The sequence below is a fragment of the Arthrobacter sp. GQ119 genome, from assembly GCF_059759125.1.
Genome location: NZ_JCAXEA010000016.1, coordinates 60,777 through 80,235, shown reverse-complemented (window position 1 = coordinate 80,235; position 19,459 = coordinate 60,777). Strand labels below are relative to the sequence as shown.

Sequence of the window (19,459 nt, the reverse complement as noted above, 5' to 3'; positions counted from 1 at the left end):
CATGCCCGTTCCACAACTGTCCCTCCATGACCTTTCCGTATCGTTCACTCGCAACGTCGGTATCGTCGGCACCCGCACCGTTGTGGGCGTTGCGTCCCTCAGCCTGGACGTCGCGCCCGGCGAGATTCTTTCGGTGATCGGCGCCAGTGGTTCCGGCAAGACACTCCTGGCCCAAGCGATCCTCGGCATCCTGCCCGGCAACGCAACCGCCACCGGCCGCATCCACTACAACGGCGAAGCGCTCGACCACGCGCGCCTGATCCGCTTGCGGGGCCGGGAAATCTCCTACATCCCCCAATCCGTGAAGAACCTCGATCCGCTGATGACCGTGGGACGGCAAGTACGCATAGGACTCGAACCCAGGACCGCCCGCGCCGAACAGAAAACCCTCTTCAACCGCTACGGACTCACCGAGGATGTCGCCAACCGGTACCCCTTTGAGCTCTCGGGCGGCATGCTCCGCAGAGTCTTATTCGCCACCAGCATCCGAAACACCGTAAAACTTGTCATCGCTGACGAACCGACCCCCGGTCTGCACCCTGACGCGGTCGCCGAAATCCTCAGGCACCTGCAGGAACTTGCCGCATCCGGTGCCGCCGTGCTCCTGATCACCCACGACATAATCGCCGCGGCCGGTGTTTCACAGCGCATCGCGGTCATGCACGGCGGCAAACTGCTCACCATCGAGAACGCTTCGAGCTTCACCGCAGATGGCGACGATATCCAACATCCCTTCGCGCGGGCCTTATGGCACGCGCTTCCCCACAACGGATTCGCACGCTCCGGGAGTGAAGCATGGCACTGACCGTCACCGATCTCAGCTTCGCCTACCCGGGCCAGCCGCCCCTCTACGAGGCCGCGACACTCACTGTCGAACCCGGAACCGTCGTCGGCCTCACCGGCCCCAGCGGGTCAGGTAAATCCACACTTGGCGCCCTGATCGCCGGGGACCTTCAACCCCTCAGCGGGGAAATACGCATCGACGGGAACCCGTTGCCACAACGTGAATTCCGTCCGGTGCAAATGATTCACCAGCAGCCCGACCACGCCGTCAACCCACGATGGAGGATGCGCACCGTACTCAACGAATCACGGCGCATGACACCCGAAGACCTCACGCAAGTCGGCATCCGTCAAGACTGGCTCGACCGCTGGCCCGATGAACTTTCCGGAGGGGAACTACAACGCTTCTGCATAGCCAGAGCACTGCACCCTGACACCAAGTACCTCGTGGCGGATGAGATGACCACCATGTTCGACGCCATCACACAAGCCGAAATCTGGCACCTGCTTCTCGGCATCGCACGAGCCCACCAACTGGGACTCATCGTGATCAGCCACGAGCAATCACTGCTAGACCGGATCTGTGACGTGCAATTCCCCGTCAGCCAGTTCCAACCGCACTAACACCAGCAACCCAGACTCCCCGAGAACCGTCGGGACATGTCAGCGGCCATGAAAATACCCGCTGGCGGCCAGTGGAACGGCCTGACTCACTTATCCGCACAGCGACTGTTGGTAATGCCTCCTACGCGGCAGGCTGCCGCCGGCCGGCCCTTCTGGATGCGCCGATCGAGGAGCCCTCATCGGGGCCCTCCACCTCGCACAGCTCCAAAAATTGACAGACCCGAGTCCGAAGGCAAGATCCATGCCATCGGCAGGAGTTGACGCAGAGGCGCATGAGTGAGGGCCCCGGGGTGTACTGGTCCCCGATAGTTGGACTGGCCAAAGGGACTGCCCCGGCTTTTGTTGACTCGGGGTCTTAGGCCGCGGTGAGCGCGGTCCGGTTGATTGTTTCATATTCGGGCGGCGGCGCCTGGACAGCCCATCAGCGTCGCCGCCAGCCCCGCCCGCCCCCCAAAACTAATTTCGCGAAATTGACACTGATTCTCATCCAGCTGAGAATCAGTGTCATGAAACCCCGCACCCGCCTTGCTCTGTGCATGCCCCTTTTATCTGCTCTTACCCTGACCGCCTGCGCTCCAGGTTCAGGGGAGACGTCCGCCTCCGGTACCCCCGGGACCGGCGCTGCGCCCCTGAAGGTGATGGCGTCCTTCTACCCGCTGCAGTACGTGACGGAGCAGGTCGGAGGGGACAAGGTGGATGTTGAATCACTCACCCCCCCGGGCACCGAGCCCCACGATCTGGAATTGTCCCCGGCATCGGTGGCTTCCCTGGAAAGCGCAGCCGCCGTTGTGTACCTGTCCGGATTCCAGCCCGCCGTGGACGAAGCCATCAAGCAGGCCTCCCCCGCCCGCGTCCTGGACGTCTCGGAAGAAGCCACCCTGCCGGCCGGGCACTCCGAAGAGGAACACGCCTCAGAAGCACCCACCGATGGCGCCACAGAAGAAGCGCACGCCAACGAGACCGAAGGCGCCCACGCTGACGAGACTGAAGGGGCACACGCGGGCGAAGAGTCAGCCCAGGACCTGCACTTCTGGCTTGACCCGGAACGCCTGTCCCACACCGCACACGCCGTAGCCGAGGAACTGGGCAAAGCAGACCCGGCAAACGCTGCCGCCTTCGAGGCCAACGCCGAAACGCTGTCCGGGAAGCTAACTACCCTGGATGAGGACTTCAAAAAGGGCCTGGCAACCTGCGAGAGCCGGACCATCGTGGTGTCCCACGAGGCATACGGCTACCTCGCGAACAAATATGACCTGAAGCAGGCAGGGATTTCCGGCCTTGCACCGGACACCGAACCTTCCCCGGCACGTCTGGCTGAAATCGGCCAGGTAGTCAAGGATGAAGGAGTGACCACTATCTTCACCGAAACCCTGGTCAACCCCAAGGTCGCTGAAACCCTCGCCGCTGACCTGAACGTCAAGACCGCAGTCCTGGACCCGCTTGAAGGGCTCATCGACGAAAGCTCAGACTACGAAAAGGTCATGCGCCAAAACCTCGAAGCCCTGCGCACAGCCCTGAACTGCGCCTAAAGTGCCTGAAAACCAGCCACCCCTCCGGACCCGGCAACTGCGTGTGGCAGTGGAAACCGGAACCATCCTCCACGGCATCGACCTGACCGTCGCGGCCGGAGAAGCCGTGGCGCTTCTGGGCGCCAACGGGTCCGGCAAATCCACGCTGGTCAAAGCACTCATGGGCATCGCCCCCGTGACATCCGGCGCCGCAGAACTCTACGGCGCCGACATCACAACAGCACGCCGGTCCGTGCCCTGGTCACGGATCGGCTATGTTCCCCAACGGCTGGGCCCCAGCTCCGGAGTGCCGGCCACAGCCCTGGAAGTGGTGGGCTCCGGGCTGCTGAATAACCGGCGATTCCGCCCGGGCCGTGGCGCCCGGCGGAAATCGCTGGAGGCGCTGGAGCAGGTCGGGCTGGCCGACCGCGCGCACGACAGCGTGCAGGTGTTCTCCGGCGGCCAGCAGCAGCGCGTCCTCATCGCCCGGGCCCTCGTGCGCGATCCGGACCTGGTTATCCTGGATGAACCGCTGGCCGGGATCGACAAAGCCTCCAAAGAGGCACTGGCCCGCACCCTGGCCGAAATGCAGGCAAAAGGCACAACGATCCTGGTGGTCCTGCACGAGCTAGGAGAACTTACCCGGATGATCAGCCGCGCTGTCGTGCTGCGCCACGGCCGGGTCATCTTCGACGGTCAGCCCCCACCAGCTGCGCCCGGACACGATCACCACGATCACGACCACGTGCACGCCCACGCGGACACACCCCCGCCCGGGCATACGGTCCCTGACCTGCGTTCGGAGTGGTGATGGCTTTCCTTGACGCTCTAACTACCATGCTCGCCAGCCCTTTGATGCAGCGAGGGCTCATGGTCGCCGTGCTGGTCGGCATCTCAGCGCCCGTGATGGGCACCTACCTGGTGCAGCGCCGCCTGGCCCTCCTCGGTGACGGAATCGGCCACGTGGCCCTGACAGGTGTAGCCATGGGATGGCTGGCCGGCAGCGCCGCGGGGCTCACCCCCCATGACGTGCTTGCCGTCCCCGGGGCCGTCGTCGCCGCCGTCATCGGAGCCGTGCTCATCGAACTCGTCCGCGAAAAGGGAAAAACCAGCGGCGACGTCGCCCTCGCCCTGCTCTTCTACGGCGGGATCGCCGGCGGCGTGCTCCTCATCGGCATCGCCGGCGGCACCTCCGCAAACCTGACCGGTTACCTCTTCGGTTCCATCTCCACCGTCACGGCACTGGACGTCGGGCTCACTGCCGGTCTGGCCGTGCTCATTCTGGGCATCGGCCTGGGCCTGCGTCCTGCCCTGTTCGCCCTGAGCCATGATGAGGAATTCGCACGCGCGACAGGCCTTCCCATCCGGACCCTGAACATCCTGGTGGCCGTCCTCGCGGCACTTACTGTATCCGTGTCCATGCGGGTCGTCGGGGTGCTGCTGGTCTCAGCACTGATGATCGTCCCGGTCGCCATCGCGCAACTGACGGCACAGTCCTTCCGTGCCACGATGGGCACTGCGATGGCCATCGGGGCGGCAGTCTGCGTTACCGGGCTTTCCATAACGTACTTCCACCGGCTCTCGCCCGGGGCAACCATCGTGGTCCTCGCGATCGGCGTCTACGCCGCCGTCGCGATCATCCGTCCGCTGGTCAGGCGGCCGGCGCGCCACACTGATCCCCACCTGGACGCCGAGGACGACGTCCGGCTGCGCGAGGGGGCCTAGGAGTGGAACGGCGGACCCGGCAGCGCTCAGCCCTTGAAGAGATGCTGGGGCGGACCACAGGCTTCCGCAGCGCCCAGCAGCTGCACGCCATGCTGCTTGAGGACGGTGATGCGGTCTCGCTGGCCACGGTCTACCGGCTCCTGCAATCCATGGCCCAGGACGGTGAAGTGGACGTGCTCCGCAACCAGGACAGCGAGGTCCAGTACCGGCGCTGCCACCGCCAGGAACACCACCACCACCTGGTCTGCCGCCAGTGCGGGCACACCGTTGAAGTCGCTGAGACCACGGTGGAACGCTGGGCCAGCCGGATAGCCCGCGAACACGGCTTCGCGGCCGTCACTCACACCGTGGAACTCCTGGGCATCTGCGCCGCCTGCGAAGAACCTGGCGCATCGAATACCTCAAAATGAACATTGGTGGTCACAAGCTATTAGTCCGGAGATGGGTAATAGAAACGGCTTTGATCTGCGGAAATGCGCGAAGTTGCCCCGTTTTGAAACCATATAAAATTCCAGATTCTCTTGCCAGTGATTGTTGACTTACGAGGCGGGTCCTTCTTAGGCAGAATCTCCCCTGCTTGCCGAGTCCCAGGCGTACGTGGTCAAGGTAGAGTTCCGTAGAAAGGGCCTGTTCTACCCGGTTTGTCGTTGAGCTGCCGCCAAAGTGTCCAGTAGTCGTTCAGCTGTTCCGATTGATCGTGCGGCATGAGTCGCTGGACCCGCGCGTCCGTTTGAGGAACCTTCAGTGGACGCGCGAGAAGACTCTTGGCTATTTAGGTAGAGCGTCGCGGTCGGGCGTGCTTTACGACGTCCAGTATTGCGGGGCCGGATCAACCATTGGCGGGGCAATGTCCCCAAACTGCACTTTGTCCGGGCGATACCGAAGTGATGTTCACAGCAAGGTCTGAGGCCAACAGCTCGCTGGCAAAATCTATAATTTTCCCTGGAGAACAGGAGGCTGACTCGGCTGAAACATCGACGTTTGGAAACCGGGCCAATAGATCCCGTAGCTTCGCGTCCACCGGACCGTACCAATGAACGATAATCCGGTTCCCCATTGGGCAAAAGCCGACGCCCATGCTCGCCGCGGCGAGGACACCTGTCAGCTATCCGCTGGCGGAGGTGTCGGGACCTGATGCGGCACGCTCCTCTGCCATCTGGGGAATGATTGGGGCAGTTCACCACAGCTGGCAGGATGGGTCTCGTGGCGAAGACGAGGCGGGCGCGGCTCCGAATGCGGAGTGGGTGCTGGTGTACCGGGGCGGCCCCACCCGGGCACGGATCGCCGGAGCTCGTGAGAGCGCCTGCCTCGACGGAAGGCTATCACCTTCGGGTCGCGGCCGCTGCGGATCCCGGGCTGCGCAGGCGCACGATGCGGCTGTCGTCTGGAAAACCACGGTGACGGCTCAGGGTCTGGAGCGCATGCAGCAGCTGGTGGCCTTGGTCCAGGAGACGGGACGCTACCCCTCCAGCATTCATCACCAGCGAAGAACACGAGCTGGGGGTCTGGCTGCACACCCAAGGTACAAGGCCCGCCGCGGGGAACTCGATCCCCAAAAGGCCCAAGCCCTGGATGAAGCCGTCCCGGGATGGCGGACAGGCAGGACACGCGGCCGGCGGTCCCGACCCGACTCCTGAGCCTGCTGTTATAAACGCTGCATCATTCTGCATCCTCGACGCTGTGCCAGAAGGCCTTTACGCGTGCATTCCAAACTTCCGGGATTTCCTGGAAGGGCTGGTGGGCCTCGCCCTCGAAGACTTCAAAGATCGAGCCGGGAATTCTGTCGGCCACGGCTTGGCAAAGATTGGGGCGGCTGATCAGGTCGTTGCCGCCAGCCAGCACAAGGGTCGGGACCTTCAGTCCGGAGAGGCGGTCTGTTGTTTCGTGGTCGATGAAGGCGTCGATGAATGCCTGTATGTCCTCGGTGCTCTGCTTATGCGGAAAGGCGATCAGGCTGTCGATTATCCGCTCGACAGTCCCGTCGTTGTACGCCCTCGGCGTGTAGGTGAACAGGAAGTGGCCTTCGTGGAAGGCCCGCTCGCTGGGTGCCACTTCAACGAGCCATCTCATGAAGAGCGCCCAAGTCCGGAGATACGTATCCATCACTGTCCACGTGCCTTGCAAGACCAAGCTGCGGACCAGCTCGGGGTGACGCAGGGCCAACTCCTGGGCTATGACACTTCCGCCGGAGAATCCGGCCACATGGGCTGACGAGACGCCGGAGCGGTCAAGGACGACGGCTGCATCGTCGGCCAACATCTCGATCGACACCGGCCCGTCGGGCTTCGCGGTCCGGCCGGCCCCCCGGTTGTCGAAGGCTGTGAGGCGGTAGCTGTCGGCAAGCCCGTCCAGCTGAAACTGCCATGATTCGACGGTGTCGCCGAGGCCTCCGATCAGCAGAACGTCCTGGCCTTCCCCCACTTGTTCCGTCCAGATGTTCAGATCACCGGCCTGCAGGTGCTTTCCCATCGCTGAGCCCTCCGATTTGTCGAGATCTGTCCCATCCCGGACGTTCATAGTGTCCATCGAGCCGGATGATGGCGCAATGAAGTTTTGCTGCCCAAAAGTCCACGTCCAAGATGGCATTCGCCGCCGTCGGGGCGCTAGCCGTTGTCAGGGACGCCGGGCCACGGAAACGACGGCTCCGGCATCGGCACCATCGGCGGTTTGCGCCTCATTGAGGGTTCCGGGAGAGGTCCCGTTTTAGGTCGCGCATGACCCCGGTTATGGCTCGGATCTGGTCCAGACGCCTCTGGTCGTCGCGGGCGCCATGAACCAAGACGAATTCGTGTTCCCGCTGCTGCCGATCGCTGCAATGGTCTGGCTGGCCTTTCAGGTGCGTCGGTGGAGACGCCGCCGGCGAGCCTTCATACTGCCTCTGACTTTGTTGAAGCAGCTTGCCGAGGCGCTCTGTCAGTACTGCACCAGCTGGGCTACCGGCCAGTTCCCGCCACATCGACTGCCCGCAGTGACCAGCATTTCCGGCAGCATCTGTCGATGCATCCCTGGTGCACCGTACCTGGGATTGGCGAGGCTCCATGATTAGATGAAGCGGTGACCACCGCTCCCCCAGCTGCTGTCGCCCAGGACCTGATCCCCGACCACTGCCCCCTGGAGTGAACGGGTCGGCGGACCGTAGCGCTGTCTCGTCAGGACATCGCTCAGAGTCGGTCTTCGAGCAGCCTCAGGCTGTTATCACTGGCCGCCACATGAAGTAGCCCCTCGTCCGTTTCCAGGGCGACGATCTGCCAGCCACGCTTCACCTCCGCGCGTCGCTTGGTCGGCGGTTCGACGGGCCCCTTGAGGATGACATCGAAGAACGGTCTGATCGTGCCTGCCGGGTCACCTTGACCCGCAAGGTCAGGCTGGAACCTGATGGCCCCGCGGGTGACCTGGGCGAACCCGGGCAGCCACCGGTGGCGAATGGAACCCGGGTGGGAATCCGGATAGCGGATGGTGCACTCGATGATGCCTCGTTCGGCATCACGTGCCAGCCGATCCTTCCTCTGCGGCGCCGCGAGCCGGACGAGCAGGAGAGCGCCTAAACCAAAGGCGCCGAAGGACATAGTCGTCGATTCCCAAAAGCCGAAGTCTTCACAGAGCAGGCCGGACGTTGACGTGGCCAAGAAGACCAGCAGCCCAAACGACCGTGGCAGGATCTTTTCCCATCGGCCCCGCGGGGCAGGCTTGAGCGTCTCCCCTGCCATGCCTGAATCCTAGGCCTACGGCAGAAGACGGAATAGGCCCTTTGGTGCGCTCATCTGTCCCGCAACTTGTGGGGCCATGGAACCGTCTGTGATTTCCTCCCGGGATACATATTGCTGCCTCTGGGCCTGCCGTGCTGCACCTGCTGCCCCAAGCCGCGCACCGCGGTGCCGGCGGCGCGGGACGACCCGGTCCGCTGGCACGTCCGCACGATCCGCTCCAGCATTTCAGCGATGGCGCCATGCGCGGCAAAGACAAGCCCCACGGTCCGGGCCGGACTCACCGCCAACCAGACGAGCAGCACGTTCAGAACGGAAAACAGCACCATGGTGAGCAGTCCGAAGGGGCCCTCGGGCCACGGCGGGGCCGCACCCGGCAGCCCAGCCATGAACCTGGCCACGCCGGCCACTCCAGCAGCGAAAAGCCCGGCGGCCCCGATCAATGGCGCTGCAAGCCACGGCAACAGCGGAACAAGCGGCACCGCCGCGGTCCCCAGGATCGTGACCGGGGCAATCAGCGGTGCCGCCAGTACGTTGGCAAGCAGGGAATACGTGGCGAACTGTGGCTGCAGCATCACGATCACGGGGCCGCACAACAGCTGGGCGGACAACGGCACAGCTGCCCCGGCTGCCATCCAGCGCGGAATGACACGTGGAATCCACGACACGATCTGCCGGCCCAGCACGATGATGCCAAGGGTGGCCAGGACCGACAGCAGGAATCCGAAGCTCGTGCCGAGCCCGGGGTCGATGAGCAGAAGGCCGATGACCGCCAGGCACAGGAAACTCAGACCGCGCCCTCCTCGTCCGCCGGCAAGGGACGCCAGGGCGATCGCACCCATCAGCGACGCCCGCAGGACACTGGCATCCGGACCAACCATCAGCACAAAGAGCCCCAGGCCTGCCAGGGCCAAGGCAGCCGCAGGAAGCCGTCCGAGCCGCACGCTGCGCGCCGCCAGCAACAGGGCTCCAAGGACGAGGCTGCAGTTGGCCCCAGACAAAGTTTCCGACAGTTGTGTGTCTTGATCTGGCCCCTTTGTGCTGTCTGGGTTGCTGCTTACGCTATCGCTCCTAGTCTCACCCGCCGACAAAGACATCGTGCACATCTTCGTAACGACATCAGGAGTAGTGCAACTATGACGTGCACTCCAGCCCAGTCCTGAGGAGAGGGGCGGTTACGAAAAAACGCTTCCAGAACCCCAGACCTGCGTTCTCCCGACCCCGGTAAAGAGAGCCGTGGGTTCGGGTACTTCGCGCAGCAGCCATCCCTGCTCTTGCCGGCCGAAGCGCTCGGTGAAGGGGATCCGCTCCAAATGCGTGTGGCCGGGCTGGGCGAGCAACCACTTCCTCTTCTGGTTCGGGGTTGTCTCCGTGTCTTCACGGATGATCCTGTCGGCAAGCGCGGTGGCTTCGGCGAGGTCTACGTGGTCCCAGAAAGCCATGGCGAGTTGCTCCGAATTCTGACAGGGAGTCCCCCGGCTAGAGTCGGCGAGGTGACTTGACAGTGTCTGGTCTGGATGAAGTCCAGCGGTGTTGGCCGAAGGCCCTCGTCGATGGCGGGCTGGCGGACAGCCCCGTTCACGATGCGCATCAGCTTTTCGATGTCTGCGATAGCTACCGCCTCACGCACAGCCGCCACATCAAAAGCGCAACGACGGCCGCTGGCGGGTCGTGGGTCACGTGCCGTGTGCGGCGCGAACCGCTCTGGGATCATAAGACGGTGGCGAAAAAGTTGACGGTGCGAAGGATCATGCCGCTCGCGACCGTGTTCGTCGTCGTCGGGCTCCTGATTGGCATGCCGTGGTTCTTCCAACGCTCGCTCATCTATTTTCCCGACCGCGGCCAGCCACGCCCGGCCGCCGAGCTGTTGCCCGGAGCCCAGGAAGTCACGCTCACGACGAGTGACGACCTCGAGCTCGGTGCCTGGTACTTGCCAGCCACAGACGGCTGCCGCGCGACCGTGCTCGTCGCACCGGGCAACGGCGGCAACCGGGCTTATCGGGCAGGGCTGGGACGAGCGATCAGCGAGCTTGGGTTCGGCGTGCTGCTCTTCGACTATCGCGGTTACGCGGCGAATCCCGGGCACCCAACCGAGGACGGTCTCGCGCGCGATGTCCGTGCCGCTCGCGAGTTTCTGACAGGTGCGGCAGGAGTGCCGGCCGGCTCGCTCGTCTATTTCGGGGAGAGCATCGGCGCCGGCGTGGTCACGGAGCTCGCCACCGAGCACCCTCCAGCCGCGATGCTGCTGCGCTCACCTTTTACCTCGCTCGCCGACGCCGGCCGGGCAGCCTACGGCGTGCCAGTGGGCTGGATGCTCCGCGATCACTACCCAGTACGCGAGAACGTAGCGCGAGCGGACATCCCGACCGCCGTGGTCTACGGGAGCGCGGACACCATCGTGCCCCCACAGCAGAGCCGGGACGTGGCCCAGGCGGCCCGGGACGCCGGAAACTACGTCATCGAGGTGGAGGTAGCGGCGGCGAACCACAACGATGCAGCACTGGCGCTGGGTCCCGAACTCATCGGCGCCCTCGTCGACGTGGCTGGCCGCGGCGAGGCGACCGGGTGCCCGTGACGGCTCAGGACGCCGAGTACACGCGCGTTTCGGCCGCTCACCCCACACGCTTCAGTCAATGGCCAGGTGGAAGTCCCCGGCGGAAGGCGTCCAGACGCCGCAAGAGAACATTCCCGTGCACACCTGCCTCAGTATCCAACTTTTCCCATTGCACGGACTCCCACCAGAGAAGCCAAACGGAACGGTAGCGTCGGATATTCCACTAGCCCCGGGTTTTCATGAGGTGGCGTTCCTGGGTGCGTGTTAAACCAGGGGAAGGGTGCTCTGAGCTGGGAAAATAGTGGTTGTCGAGACCGTTATTTTGCCGAGCGAAGGAGCACCCTTCCGGTGTCTAATCTTAGCCTTGTTTTCCCGTCACTTCCGGTCTCTTTCACCGGCCAGTCGCTCGTCTCCCACGCCGGGGTCAAAGTCCTCACCGGATTTATGGACGCTCTGGGCTTTGGCAGGTTGTGCGAAGAGCGGCTTGGCCAGTTCGTTCCTCCCGGCGCACGGCACCGTCCCGGCCGTGTGCTCGGATCCCTTGCGGCGATGCTCGCCGCCGGCGGCGAACATGCCTCGGACGTGGACATCCTCAGGTCATCACCCGGGCTCTTCGGTCAGCTGCCCTCGAACGCGACAGTGTCCCGGTTCTTCGAACGCACCGTGACTAACCCGGAGCTGTTCAGCTAAATGACGCGGGGCATCGGCTGAATAACGGACACGTCTTCCTGGATCGTTGGGTCTGGGCAGCGGCCGCTCCAGGTTCCTTCCGGGATACATATTGCTGCCTCTACGGCAACCATGGCGCACCCGGTGCACCAAGCCGCGCACGGCGGTGCGGCCGGTGCGGCCGGTGCGGGAGGATCCGGTCCGCTGGCACGTCCGCGCGATCCGCTCCAGCATTTCAGCGATGGCGCCATGCGCGGCAAAGACAAGCCCCACGGTCCGGGCCGGACTCACCGCCAACCAGACGAGCAACACGTTCAGAACGGAAAACAGCACCATGGTGAACAGTCCGAAGGGGCCCTCCGGCCACGGCGGGGCCGCACCCGGCAACCCAGCCATGAACCTGGCCACGCCGGCCACTCCAGCCGCGAAAAGCCCGGCAGCCCCGATCAATGGCGCTGCAAGCCACGGCAGCAGCGGAACAAGCGGCACCGCCGCGGTCCCCAGGATCGTGACCGGCGCAATCAGCGGTGCCGCCAATACGTTGGCAAGCAGGGAATACGTGGCGAACTGTGGCTGCAGCAGCACCACGACGGGGCCGCACAACAGCTGGGCGGACAACGGCACAGCTGCCCCGGCTGCCATCCAGCGCGGAATGACACGTGGAATCCACGACACGATCTGCCGGCCCAGCACGATGATGCCCAGGGTGGCCAGGACCGACAGCAGGAATCCGAAGCTCGTGCCGAGCCCGGGGTCGATGAGCAGAAGCCCGATGACCGCCAGGCACAGGAAACTCAGACCGCGCCCTCCTCGTCCGCCGGCAAGGGACGCCAGGGCGATCGCACCCATCAGCGACGCCCGCAGGACACTGGCGTCCGGGCCAACCATCAGCACAAAGAGCCCCAGGCCTGCCAGGGCCAAGGCAGCCGCAGGAAGCCGTCCGAGCCGCACGCTGCGCGCCGCCAGCAACAGGGCTCCAAGGATTAGACTGCAGTTGGCGCCGGTGAATGTTGAAACAGGAGGTGGGTCGTTTCAGACCGGTGTTTCCCCTGTTCAGGCAAGGTTCTCGGCACTCAGTAGGCCCATTGCACGGCGATCAAGTCGACCGTGCCCAGCTTCACCGGAGGACGATAGCGCCCTTGCGAGAGACCATCTGAGAGGAGTTTGACTGACGAACGTTCACGAACGAGGTGGGTCGGCATAGGCTCCCGGTCGCATCGTGCCCGCTCAACCAACCAGCGGCCGACTGATGTAGGAGCAATCAGGCGGCATGGATGATCATCGCGTGGGACGCGGGCTCGAGCTCGGTCACGATCACCCGTGTCCGGCGGAGGCCGCTTTCAACAAGTGCGCCGCCGATTGTCTCCCGAAATGTTGTCGCCCGGGAGTCCGAGTGGACAGGCTCGAATGGTCACCGCGGCGCAGCGTCACCGCGATCGGGCGAAGTTCGCCGCCCCACCGATCGTGCATAGTCTTGCCTGCTCCCGGGGGTCTATGTGAGGGGTATGTTTTTCGCTCATAAACGAGGAGAAAAGATGCCTGCTAAATCAACACAAACAGCCCCATTCCACTGCGACCACCACATGTTCACTAACTCTCGAGTTCCGACCCCGCGACGGAAAAGAGAGGAGATGCCTGACGCCTTGGCATCTCCCCGCTCACGTAAAGGAGCCGGGCGGAAATGGCCAGACTTACCGCATCGCGCCCACGACCTGAGCAGGGGACATGCCGAAGAAGACGCTGCCGCGCACTCGATGGCACGCTTCCATCGCTAGACGCCCGCCCGCAGGGGCTGAGATCGCAGCTGTTTTCCACATACTCAACGACTCCCCTACCGGCAGCCGGCCGCTGATGCTGCACTGGAGCCATGCTCAGCTACGAAGACATCATCCTGCTCGGAGAGGAACGGGTCCTCGTCATCCAGGAGCACAAGGAAGGCCGCTGCTGGTGCGGCCAGACCTGGCATTGACCGGCACCGGTACGGGCGGTGGCATGCGCGACATCGTAGATGGATATGTGCAATGGCCGCGGCCGGGTGACCCCGTTGTCCTGGGTCGTGAACCCCTCTCCCCCGCGCTGCATGGGCATGACCAGTGACAGCGGCAAAGATCGCCCCAACTCCGAACTCAGGGATGGGCGGCGAAAGTTCTTTCCGACCAGCCCCCCCTTTGCATAGGCATGTGGCGCGGCAGAAGTGGAAGAAGGCGGGCTGTGGCTCATCCAGCCGGCGATGCAATCAGCCCGACGCATTTCGCCAACCGCGCTTGTCAACCCCGGAGATCTACCGTGCGGCGAGATTGTCCACAGGTAGCGTCCGCTAGGTGCTCGCTCTGACTTTGTGGCGACATGCTGTGGTCGCAGAACAGTGGCAGGCCGGGATTATCTAGACTTCAGGGTGCGAGAGAACGACTTTTTCGAAGAGGCAGAGGCCGCCGATGTTTGGGCCCGTCAACAGGAGACGCTGAACACCGATCTTATAGAGCGAGTCCACGCAGGACCCCTTCATTCTGCTACTGATGTCGAAATCGCCGTCCCCTTGGCCAGACTCGTCCGTGACGAGTATCGAAATCGCGGCACTGAAAATAATCCCAGGATCTCGGTCCATGAGTCCCGTGCGGTGATGGCTGCCCTAAGGGCGGTGCTGAAGCGCTTGGGCGTTGACTTCCGGCCCCCCTTCTATGATTTCGACGGATTCTACGGCTACTGGAAAAGCAACAACGGTCCAATTCTTGGCAGGCACGTCGGCAGATGCTCTCGGAGCTGTTCGATCCTTTGCACGAACAGCTAGCGGATTTGGAGGCAGGTACCGTCGCCTCGACTCTCGCCGCTCCTGTAACGTCGCACCCTCGAACCGGTTGGACCCGGGTAGACGAAGAAATCACGGAACTCCGGCGGCATTTCCAGAACGCAAGAACTGAGCAGGACTACCGTAATGTGGGCAATGACTGCGTGATCATCCTGGAACGCCTTTCTGAGGCTGCGTATGTCCGGGAACGGCACTTATTCGACGGCGAAGCAGAGCCACCAGTAGCCAGCACGAAGAACCGCTTGGAACGAGTGGTCGAGGTCGATCTTGCCGGTTCGGAGAATGCTGCACTCCGCAAACTCGTGCGCGCGGCGATCGAACAAGCTCAGGGCGTCAAACATGGCGCAACGATAAACCGCCGCTACGCCGGGATAGCCGCAGACTCCGCCATCCTGCCGGCAAACATGCTGCGGCGCATCACGGAAGGCCAGGGGGGAGAATCCAAACCGGTCGGTACCTGCTCTGGGCCGCGATCTTAGGCTCAAAGCGCTAGACCGACGGGTCCGCAGGCAGGCGGATCCGCAGTTACCAGCTCAAAGCTGCTCTTTTAGATAAAGCCTTCCCAAAGCCGGGGATCCTCCCTGGTTCATGATGTCCAAGGCCAGGCTGCGGATTGTCTCCAGTGCCTCAGCAGCAGGAATGTTCGCGGCAAGAACCCCTGTGACAGGGTGGAATTTGTGGATGGCAATAAGTTGGTCCCGGCTCCGTAGGTGCTTGATCCCCATCTCGAAGGTCCTAATGAATATGGGCTCGCTGCCTCGGCCGCTCATAACTATGCTGATCTCGTAATCGCTGGTCATGTCCATCCGCTCGGCTACAGCTCTTGCAAGGTGGACGATATGGGCCGGGAGCTGTTGGGCATCCATGACGTGGACGTCGGTATCCGGGTCCCAGTCGTCTCTTCCGATGGATGCTCTATGAGCCAGGCTCACGCTGCCATCGTCGTGGATGTCTACGATTCCAAAAATCTGTCCCCCGGGGTTGCTGATCGAGCGCCATTTCCGGTACCCCGGGCGTGGATCCAGGCCGGCATATTCGAACCCGTGCCGGGCATTCAGGAAGGGGTTCGTGTGCATAAGCGAAGCAAGAATCTGCTGGGCATCTTCCCGGTCGATCCGTCCCGCGTACGCAGGCCGAGGACTGGCGGGACGCGCGGCCGCTGCTAGCCAGACGCCGTCTTCGCCAACACCGGTCGTCGTTTGTTCCAGGAGATCCGATAGGTTCCTGGCGTTGTTCCGCCGGTCCTCGAAGCGTGTGCGGTAGGCCTGCTCGATGTCCCGTTCACTCATGAAGACAGTCTGGGCACCATACCGCCGTGGGGCCCTGAGTGCATCGTCCTTCATGGCGAAGTGAGGTGTCTCCAGACTTGCCGGAACTGTCAGGACGACGACACGGGAATCATTGCCGGTCTCTTCCAGGGAAGTGAACTCCAGGCCGTGGACCGGCGGCTGGATCAGGGAGTACGCCCAGCCCCTTAGTTTCCGCTCTATGACATCCGTCCAGGCGTCGACAGGAACTATCTCCTTCGCCGCGCTGCTGGCACGATCCTCCGCAACGCCGTAGACGATCATCCCTCCTCCGCCGTTGACCATGGCCGCAACGTCCTTGACGAACTCCTCAGGGGCTTTGGGGTTGCGGTTGTCGGGCAGTCTTTCCTTCCAATCCAGGTCGCCCTTTTCCCTCACCTGCTGCTCGATGGCGCTTTGCAGCATCGTAAACGTCAGGTCGGAAGGTTGAAGTCCTAGGGCGCGGTGCAACGGGGTGAAGGCCATGGGTGAATTCTCCCACCCCTGATGGCCGGCTCGGGGCTGGCGCTGCTTCCCTGGCGGGCCAGACCTTCACAAAGGCCGACTGCCATGAGCTCGCTGCATAACGGAGGAGACGCTGCTGGTTAGAGAGTCGCTGGTTAAAGACCGGACACCGCGGCACTTGCCAATGCCGGACCTGAACGTCAGCAACACCAACGCCATGCACCTTCTGGGCCTGCTGGGCCTTCCGTCGGCACCCGACGAGGATGGCTCCCTGGGCGACTCCGCAGGGTTGTCCGCCCGGCCATCGCAGCGCCGCTCTGCTTGGCCACAGTTGCGAACGTGACCCGGTGGATTTGGAGTCGTTAGCGCCTCCCCCGGGGTGCACAGGCACAACGTGAGTACAGCCACAGACCGCACCAACAGAGGTTAACCCCAGGCGGCCCGCTCTGCGGGCAAAGTGAAACTCGACGTTCACCCTAAATACTTGCTCAGCGCTCTTTGGGCTTCGGCTTTTCCGGCCTGAGCCCCCCACCATCAGCGGGCGAGTCGTACTCCTTTGGCTCGTCGTCTGAGCCTGCCGGAGCGTCGGCGCGCTTGTCTGGGACGCGCCTGTCTGGGAACTGCTTACCCTCTTCTCCGAGGGGGAGTCCATTCATACGCCCCGTACCTCCTGTTGCTCGTGGCATTCAAGTGCCATCATAGGCCTGCATGCCTGATCAAATCCACGATGAGGAGGGGCACTTGCCAAAGAATCTCTTGGAGGCACTTTTCTATATATATTTACTTTTTCCTGGTCTTGCCTACTCGGCTGCTCGAGAAGCGCACCGCCCTCCATCTCGAAGATCAGCTTTCCGCGAGTCAGCCACAATTGTCTTTGTGAGCGTGCTCTGCATCGGTACTGTTTTCCTGCTTGCAGTGCTGACTGGGTTGTTTAGCGCGGATATCCGAAACTGGTTGAGCCTGCTCGTACTCGATTCAACGCAACTCATTCGGAATGACTCGCAATTTTTCTTCCTCGTACTAGTGGCGGCCCTGCTGGCAGGAACGTGGCTGGGGTGGCTTCTAGGCGGAAAGAAATCCCATGACCTGTTTCTCCGCCTTAGGGACCCGTACTTCGACAGCCGTAAGCTCGTAGATCGGGAACAAACGACCTGGCAGACGCTTCTGATCGGACGGAGAGGCACCTCGACATATGTCCACGCGAGGTTAAAGAACGGCGCGCTGGTTGAGGGATATCTTTACAGCTACAGCATCGCGGACAGCTCCTCCGAATGGGCACTCACTCTTCGGCCTGTAAAATATACCTATGCTGATGGAGAGGTTCAGGATTTTGACTATTCCCTTGTTATGATTCGAGCTGAAGATGTAGATTTTGTTGCTGTCAAATACATCCGCACTAAACCCCAAATAGGTTACTACCCAAAAAGCTCCAGCTTTCCAGAACGGTTGAAAGGCATTTTGCGAAGAATGCTTCCTCCGGTCAGGTCTCAGACTCCGCACGCCCCCACGTAGAGGCCCAAGACGTGAAGGACTGCAGCAGCGGGAGGAAGGTGGTCAATTCCCTGTTGAATGAGCATGTCGATGCGGTTCAAGAGGGGTATGTACGCCGACGGACTTGCGGTCCAGCAGCTTCAGGGTCGGCGTGTTCAGCGCAGCCTCGATGCGGGCGAAGTGCGCCGATCCTAACGATGGCCGTAAGATACCGTCGCAGTTTTCGCTAGAGCTTCTTGCCGTCCGCGAGCCCTCCGGACCCCCAGTATTGGCCGGCCATCAGCCCGGGGAGGGCCGCCCTTCTCGGGTTGGAAGATCGATCGGTCCCCCGTGCACACCGCTGTCGCTCTCGACCGTGGGTGCAAACGGGGTTAGTGGTGGACGCGCTGGTCACGGATTCAAAAGTGTCAGCAGCTGCCTCTACGATTACGGCATCTCGTCACTTCTTACATCATGGGGAAAAATGAATACGTCTCGCATCGTCGCTGGCACTGCCCTCTTGGCCCTATTGCTCACGGCATGCTCCGGCCCACAGCCCCAGGCAGCACCGACGGTCTCCGTCCCTCCGGCATCAACGCCGACCCCCACCCCCACGCCTACAGCAACGGCAAGCGCAACCCCAAAAACCAATGAACGCGGCCAGATCATCAAGAAAATCGGCGAGACAGCCGGTATGGGGACTGCCGACGCCGGCGACTCTATAACCATGAAATTCAAGGTCACCTCAATCAAAGCGGTCACCTGCGACGCCCCGTATGCAGCCCCACCTAAGGGACAGGCTATTGCGGTGGCTGTGGAAATCGAGACAACGCCCAGCTTCGAGGGGCCGCTGATCATCAACGGCGCACCCGGAATGATCAGCTTTTCTCCTTACTACTGGCGGGGATATGCGGCTAACGGGACACGGATGAACACCGTGGATTCGAATTTCAGCCACAACTGCCTGAGCGATAGCACTGTGTTGCTGCCCGACCACGTAGGCAAAGGCGAGAAACTCAATGGCATAGTCTTACTGGATGTGTCGACGTCCAAGGGCTCGGTGGCCTTCGAACCCCAAGAGGGCGTTGCTTGGACTTGGCCGTACTCGGTCTAACAGACTGCGAGCGCCTCGGCGCACGTCAAACGTGTCTACTTCTGATGCGTCGGTAAAGCGCTCCCTGACGATCCAACGACTGCTGCTGCATGTGATCGTGTCACTTCGCTAGTCCACCCGCGTACACGCTCGATAGCATTGGTGAACTGTGATGACGTGCACCCGTGCGTCCTGTGCTGTAACTTCTGCCGTCCAGGGGGCCGGAGCTCTGCGGCGGCGCACTGGACCCAATAGCCCGCCGAGAAGCGGACGCCCGAAGGGGTGCGAGCCCTGCGAACACGCGGTTGCCCAAGAGTGATGGATGGACACTAAGCTGTCGTGCCGATCAGAATGGAAGCTCGACTATTGGGGGATCAAATGACTGCGCCGCCGTCTGCTGGAAGCCTTCGTGAAGCCTGGCCATACGCTCCCCGTTGTCAGAAGGGAGATAGAAATGGGCCTCAGAAATCTCTTTCAGCGAAAAGCTGCAGCCACGGCCCCTAAGGTGACCGCTCCCGTGGCTGCCGTAACCCAGGATGAGCCCTTGTCACCGGAACTCCTGGAGGATCTGCGGTGCGCGTGGGACGAACTCGTTGAGGCAGCCAAAGCCTCGAAAGTGACCAGCTTCCAGGCCTGCACGCGGACGGGCCGGCCTTGGGCGGAAGACCCGGCCGCCGTTAGGGCCGTAGCGGCCACGCTCCGTGAATTCCCGGATACTGACAGCCAGCAGACCACATAGCTCCCGTGTCCCTGCATGCAGCGGAAGCGCGAA

18 protein-coding genes and 1 pseudogene are annotated in these 19,459 nt (G+C 62.7%); 13 read left to right on the top strand and 6 right to left on the bottom strand.

Annotation, left to right across the window (positions count from 1 at the left end; all coding sequences use genetic code 11):
* Window position 1: 1 nt before the first annotated feature.
* From AC6CH3_RS15530 to AC6CH3_RS15505, 6 genes are all read left to right on the top strand, one after another.
* Window positions 2–805: an ATP-binding cassette domain-containing protein gene (locus tag AC6CH3_RS15530; RefSeq protein ID WP_498133266.1), complete on the top strand. Its 804-nt coding sequence runs from the start codon at window positions 2–4 to the stop codon at window positions 803–805.
* Complete coding sequence (locus AC6CH3_RS15525) at window positions 796–1,407, top strand: ABC transporter ATP-binding protein (RefSeq protein WP_498133265.1); 612 nt, start codon at window positions 796–798, stop codon at window positions 1,405–1,407. The genes AC6CH3_RS15530 and AC6CH3_RS15525 overlap by 10 nt, the downstream gene beginning before the upstream one ends.
* Before the next feature lie 506 nt (window positions 1,408–1,913).
* Window positions 1,914–2,936: a metal ABC transporter substrate-binding protein gene (locus tag AC6CH3_RS15520; protein ID WP_498133264.1), complete on the top strand. Its 1,023-nt coding sequence runs from the start codon at window positions 1,914–1,916 to the stop codon at window positions 2,934–2,936.
* A gap of 49 nt (window positions 2,937–2,985) precedes the next feature.
* Window positions 2,986–3,726 carry a metal ABC transporter ATP-binding protein gene (locus AC6CH3_RS15515; protein ID WP_498133263.1) on the top strand — a complete coding sequence of 247 codons (741 nt, stop codon included), beginning with the start codon at window positions 2,986–2,988 and terminating at the stop codon, window positions 3,724–3,726.
* On the top strand, window positions 3,726–4,640 hold the full coding sequence (locus tag AC6CH3_RS15510) for a metal ABC transporter permease (protein ID WP_498133262.1): 915 nt from the start codon (window positions 3,726–3,728) through the stop codon (window positions 4,638–4,640). The genes AC6CH3_RS15515 and AC6CH3_RS15510 overlap by 1 nt, the downstream gene beginning before the upstream one ends.
* A gap of 2 nt (window positions 4,641–4,642) precedes the next feature.
* Window positions 4,643–5,050 carry a Fur family transcriptional regulator gene (locus AC6CH3_RS15505; protein WP_498133261.1) on the top strand — a complete coding sequence of 136 codons (408 nt, stop codon included), beginning with the start codon at window positions 4,643–4,645 and terminating at the stop codon, window positions 5,048–5,050.
* 1,249 nt (window positions 5,051–6,299) lie between these two features.
* Here the strand turns inward: AC6CH3_RS15505 and AC6CH3_RS15500 are convergent.
* The 4 genes from AC6CH3_RS15500 to AC6CH3_RS15485 form a co-directional block, all read right to left on the bottom strand.
* A complete protein-coding gene (locus AC6CH3_RS15500) occupies window positions 6,300–7,166 on the bottom strand; it encodes an alpha/beta fold hydrolase (protein ID WP_498133260.1) in 867 nt (288 codons plus the stop codon).
* A gap of 635 nt (window positions 7,167–7,801) precedes the next feature.
* Complete coding sequence (locus AC6CH3_RS15495) at window positions 7,802–8,347, bottom strand: hypothetical protein (RefSeq protein WP_498133259.1); 546 nt, start codon at window positions 8,345–8,347, stop codon at window positions 7,802–7,804.
* A gap of 50 nt (window positions 8,348–8,397) precedes the next feature.
* Entirely contained in the window at window positions 8,398–9,345 is a 948-nt protein-coding gene (locus AC6CH3_RS15490; protein WP_498133258.1) for a ComEC/Rec2 family competence protein, read from the bottom strand.
* 174 nt (window positions 9,346–9,519) lie between these two features.
* Entirely contained in the window at window positions 9,520–9,786 is a 267-nt protein-coding gene (locus AC6CH3_RS15485; protein WP_498133257.1) for a hypothetical protein, read from the bottom strand.
* 62 nt (window positions 9,787–9,848) lie between these two features.
* On the opposite strand from AC6CH3_RS15485, the gene AC6CH3_RS15480 reads away from it, so the two are divergent.
* On the top strand, window positions 9,849–10,919 hold the full coding sequence (locus tag AC6CH3_RS15480; RefSeq protein WP_498133256.1) for an alpha/beta hydrolase: 1,071 nt from the start codon (window positions 9,849–9,851) through the stop codon (window positions 10,917–10,919).
* A gap of 327 nt (window positions 10,920–11,246) precedes the next feature.
* Window positions 11,247–11,585, top strand: a pseudogene (locus tag AC6CH3_RS15475) (transposase); the annotation flags it as partial.
* Here the strand turns inward: AC6CH3_RS15475 and AC6CH3_RS15470 are convergent.
* Complete coding sequence (locus tag AC6CH3_RS15470; RefSeq protein ID WP_498133316.1) at window positions 11,499–12,518, bottom strand: ComEC/Rec2 family competence protein; 1,020 nt, start codon at window positions 12,516–12,518, stop codon at window positions 11,499–11,501. The pseudogene AC6CH3_RS15475 and the gene AC6CH3_RS15470 sit on opposite strands and share 87 nt — an antisense overlap.
* A 1,797-nt stretch (window positions 12,519–14,315) precedes the next feature.
* Between AC6CH3_RS15470 and AC6CH3_RS15465 the strand changes: the two genes are divergently transcribed.
* Window positions 14,316–14,852, top strand: coding sequence for a hypothetical protein (locus tag AC6CH3_RS15465; RefSeq protein ID WP_498133255.1), 537 nt, complete (start codon window positions 14,316–14,318; stop codon window positions 14,850–14,852).
* A gap of 54 nt (window positions 14,853–14,906) precedes the next feature.
* Here the strand turns inward: AC6CH3_RS15465 and AC6CH3_RS15460 are convergent, their stop codons facing one another.
* Window positions 14,907–16,145 carry an AlbA family DNA-binding domain-containing protein gene (locus AC6CH3_RS15460; protein ID WP_498133254.1) on the bottom strand — a complete coding sequence of 413 codons (1,239 nt, stop codon included), beginning with the start codon at window positions 16,143–16,145 and terminating at the stop codon, window positions 14,907–14,909.
* Between the two features lie 163 nt (window positions 16,146–16,308).
* On the opposite strand from AC6CH3_RS15460, the gene AC6CH3_RS15455 reads away from it, so the two are divergent.
* From AC6CH3_RS15455 to AC6CH3_RS15440, 4 genes are all read left to right on the top strand, one after another.
* Window positions 16,309–16,467, top strand: a complete 159-nt coding sequence (locus AC6CH3_RS15455) for a hypothetical protein (RefSeq protein WP_498133253.1) — start codon at window positions 16,309–16,311, stop codon at window positions 16,465–16,467.
* 365 nt (window positions 16,468–16,832) lie between these two features.
* Entirely contained in the window at window positions 16,833–17,636 is an 804-nt protein-coding gene (locus AC6CH3_RS15450; RefSeq protein WP_498133252.1) for a DUF6338 family protein, read from the top strand.
* A 685-nt stretch (window positions 17,637–18,321) separates the two neighbouring features.
* Window positions 18,322–18,708 (top strand): hypothetical protein, encoded by a 387-nt coding sequence (locus tag AC6CH3_RS15445; RefSeq protein ID WP_498133251.1) that lies wholly within the window; start codon window positions 18,322–18,324, stop codon window positions 18,706–18,708.
* A 496-nt stretch (window positions 18,709–19,204) separates the two neighbouring features.
* Window positions 19,205–19,426, top strand: coding sequence for a hypothetical protein (locus AC6CH3_RS15440; protein ID WP_498133250.1), 222 nt, complete (start codon window positions 19,205–19,207; stop codon window positions 19,424–19,426).
* The last annotated feature ends 33 nt before the right edge of the window (window positions 19,427–19,459 follow it).